Source organism: Pseudomonadota bacterium, from assembly GCA_010028905.1.
GTDB lineage: Bacteria > Vulcanimicrobiota > Xenobia > RGZZ01 > RGZZ01 > RGZZ01.
The window spans coordinates 1-3545 of the sequence record RGZZ01000498.1 but is presented as its reverse complement, the minus strand read 5'-3'; the positions used below and the strand labels follow the sequence as shown (position 1 = coordinate 3545).

The following is a 3545-nucleotide window of genomic DNA, read 5'->3' as shown; positions in this document are numbered from 1 at the left end:
ACCTGACCGACCTTGGCCATGCCGCCCTCAGCCACGAAGATCTTCTGCACCACGCCAGACGTGGGGCAGGGAATCACCACCGTCGCCTTGTCGGTGGAAGCCTCGAGCATGGGCTGATCTTCAGCCACCACGTCGCCTTCCTTGACCAGCCACTTCACGATCTCACCCTCGGCGACGCCTTCGCCGATGTCGGGCATCTTGAACTCCATTGTGAACCTCCAGTGCGATGTGCGCGCCCTTCCGTCAGCGCGCGATTCGGGGAACGCGGCGGCAGCAGAGGCCCCGCGCCTTCAACGTCTATGAGTAGCCCGTCACCTTCTTGACGCCGTCGAGCACGCGCGCCACGTCGGGCATGTACAGATGCTCGAGCGTGTACGGGAACGGGGTGTCGAAACCCGCCACCCGCACGATGGGCGCCTCGAGGCAGTCGATGGCGCGCTCGGCGATGAGCGCGCTGATCTCAGCGCCGTATCCGGCCGTCTTGGTTGCTTCGTGAACGATGACCACGCGCCCCGTCTTGGTGACCGACGCCATGAGGGCGTCGATGTCGAGGGGCACCAGCGTGCGCAGATCGAGAACCTCGCACGACACCCCGCCATCGGCCGCCTTCTGCGCCGCCTCCTCGCACACCGGCACCATGGCGCCGTAGCAGATCAGCGAGACATCAGACCCCTCGCGCGCCAGGCGCGCCTTGCCGATGGGAATGGTGTATTCGTTCTCCGGCACCTCGTCCTTCTGCATGCGATAGAGCCGCTTGGGCTCGAGGAAGATGACCGGGTCGTCGCCGCGGATCGCGCTGGCGAGCAGCCCCTTTGCGTCGTGGGCCGTGGATGGAATGACCACCTGGAGCCCGGGCGTGTGGCAGAAGAACGCCTCGGTGCTCTGCGAGTGGTAGTGCCCACCGCGGATGCCGCCGCCATAAGGCGTGCGCAGCACCACGTTGCTCGTGTACTGGCCTCCGCTGCGATAGCGCATCTTGGCCATCTCGCTCACGATCTGGTCGAAGGCGGGGTAGATGAAATCGAGGAACTGGATCTCGGGCACCGGCTTGAGCCCGTAGAGCGCCATGCCGACGGCGGCACCCACAATCCCTGATTCAGACAAGGGCGTGTCGATGACGCGCTCGCCCCCGAACTCTTGATACAAGCCTTCGGTGGCGCGGAAGACGCCGCCGTTGACGCCCACGTCTTCACCGAGCACCACCACGCGATCGTCGCGGCGCATCTCGTCGCGCAGCGTGCTGTTGATCGCGTTCACCATGTTCATCACGGGCATTTCGAATCAGACCTCCTGAAAGAGTGAAGGGGTTGAGAGGCGCGCCGGACGGGCGTCACGGGAACTTGTAGTCGTCAGACTCCTGCTTGCGCCCGGGCGGATGGATGCGCAGCAGCTCTGCGCGCTGCTCCTTGAGATGCCAGGGCAGCTGCGCGTACACGTCGTCGAACATCGAGTTGAGCGGCGGTGGGGGCGTCTGCTCGCAGGTCTGGGCCAGCGCCTGCACCTCGGCGCGCGCCGACTCCCAGAGCTTCTCGTCGTCTTCGGCCGTCCACTCGCCCAGCTGCTCGAGATAGCGACGCAGCCGCTCGATGGGGCACTTCTCCTTCCACGACTGCGTCTCTGCATCGCCGCGGTAGCGACTGGGGTCGTCACTGGTGGAGTGAGGCCCCATGCGGAAGGTCACGGCCTCGATGAGGGTCGGCCCCTTGCCGGCCCGCGCGCGCTCGACCGCCTCGCGGGTGGCCTGATAGACGGCGAGCACATCGTTGCCATCGACGCGAACCCCCGGCATGCCGTAGGCCACGGCCTTGTCGGCGATGGTCTCGGACGCGGTCTGACGGCTCACGGGCAGCGAGATGGCCCAGCCGTTGTTCTGGCAGAAGAAGATGGTGGGCGCCTTGAACACCGCGGCCATGTTCATGCCGGCGTGGAAGTCGTTGCTCGACGTGCCTCCATCGCCGAAGTACGAGATGGTCACCGCGTCCTTCTTGCGGATGCGCATGGCCATCGCCGTGCCCGTGGCCTCGATGCACTGCGTGCCGATGGGGCTCGAGATGCTGGCGTAGTTGATGTTGGCGAAGGCGTAGTGGCACGGCATCTGGCGCCCCTTTGTGGGGTCGTCGGCGTTGCCGAAGCACTGGTCGACCAGCGCCTTCATGGGCAGGCCGCGCAGCAGCGCGGCGCCCCCCTCGCGATAGGCGGCGAAGATCCAGTCATCGGGTCGCAGGGCGTACGCGCTGCCGATGTGGGCGGCCTCCTGGCCCAGGCTTCCGATGTAGAAGCCGAGACGACCCTGGCGCTGCAGCGCGGTGGCGCGCTCCTCGAGGGCGCGGGTGCGCACCATGGTGCGATGGATCTCGCGCAGCTGATCTGGGGTCAGCAGCGTGTCGGCCTTTCCGGCCTTGCCCTTCTTGCGGGTCTCGGACGTGTCCATGACCTGGAGCAGCTCTTGCATGACTTCCTCCGAACTAGGCGGGCCGCTCAGCGCGGCGGCGGCGGATCTGGCCTTCGAGGAAGAACTCGCCCGCTCGATACGAAGAGCGGACCAGCGGCCCCGAGGCCGTGTACATGAAACCCATCGCGTCGCCCGTCTCGCGATAGATCTCGAACTGTTGCGGCGTGACGTACTCGACCACGGGCAGGTGCTTGGGCGTGGGTCGAAGGTACTGCCCGAAGGTGAGCACGTCAACCCCCACCTCTCGAGCGTCTTGCATGGCCTCGCGAACCTCGGGCTCGGTCTCGCCGAGACCCACCATGAGCGAGGTCTTGGTGAAGAGGTCCGGCTGCAGCGACTTCAGGGTGCGAAGCACTTCCAGCGACTGGTCGTAGGTGGCGCGACGATCGCGCACCTTCGGCGTGAGACGCCGCACCGTCTCGAGGTTGTGGGCCACCACGTCGGGCCCGCCCTCGAGCAGGCGGGCGAGGGCGTCGCGGTCGCCCATGAAGTCGGGGATGAGCACCTCGACCACGAGCTCCGGCGTGCGCCGCTTGATGGCGGCCACCGTGCGGCTGAAGTGATCGGCGCCCCCGTCCGGGAGATCATCGCGGTCGACACTCGTGATCACGACGTAGCGCAGGCCCAGCCGAGAGAGAGCCTCGGCGGTGTTCTCGGGCTCGTCCGGGTCGAGCAGCCCGTGAGGATTGCCCGTCTTCACCGCGCAGAAGCGACACCCCCGGGTGCAGACATCGCCCATGACCATGATGGTCGCCGTGCCGCCGCCCCAGCACTCGCCTACGTTGGGGCAGCGCGCTTCCTCGCACACGGTGTGCAGGGTCAGACCGCGCAGCAGATCCTTGATGCCGCGGAAGGTCTGCCCCCCGGGGGCGCGCACTTTGAGCCACTCGGGCTTTCTGGGGGAGAGGGTGGAGTCGGACAAACGAGCTCGCTACTTTCTCTGCGAGGCCCCGTCATCACGCCGATCTCGGCCTGGGGCCCGCACTGTCTCTCGAACAAGCGGCGACCTTCTCTTGCCCAGGCGCCGCTCGTCTGTTGAGCAAGCGGCACCTGTCTTTTGCACAGGCGCAGCTTGTCTCTCGAACAAGCGGCG

4 protein-coding genes are annotated in these 3545 nt (G+C 66.7%); all 4 read right to left on the bottom strand.

What is annotated here, in order from left to right:
* A partial coding sequence (locus EB084_21840) for a 2-oxo acid dehydrogenase subunit E2 (GenBank protein ID NDD30907.1) occupies nt 1–209 on the bottom strand: 209 nt, incomplete at its 3' end.
* 88 nt (nt 210–297) lie between these two features.
* Complete coding sequence (locus EB084_21835) at nt 298–1275, bottom strand: alpha-ketoacid dehydrogenase subunit beta (GenBank protein ID NDD30906.1); 978 nt, start codon at nt 1273–1275, stop codon at nt 298–300.
* Between the two features lie 55 nt (nt 1276–1330).
* Complete coding sequence (gene pdhA / locus EB084_21830) at nt 1331–2431, bottom strand: pyruvate dehydrogenase (acetyl-transferring) E1 component subunit alpha (protein ID NDD30905.1); 1101 nt, start codon at nt 2429–2431, stop codon at nt 1331–1333.
* Nucleotides 2432–2465: 34 nt separating this feature from the next.
* Nucleotides 2466–3374, bottom strand: a complete 909-nt coding sequence (gene lipA / locus EB084_21825) for a lipoyl synthase (protein ID NDD30904.1) — start codon at nt 3372–3374, stop codon at nt 2466–2468.
* Nucleotides 3375–3545: the final 171 nt, after the last annotated feature.

What these genes read in the sequence shown, in the direction of transcription:
- pdhA (NDD30905.1), bottom strand. Translation starts at nt 2,431, where the DNA reads ATGGACACGTCCGAGACCCGCAAGAAGGGCAAGGCCGGAAAGGCCGAC.
- EB084_21835 (NDD30906.1), bottom strand. Translation starts at nt 1,275, where the DNA reads ATGCCCGTGATGAACATGGTGAACGCGATCAACAGCACGCTGCGCGAC.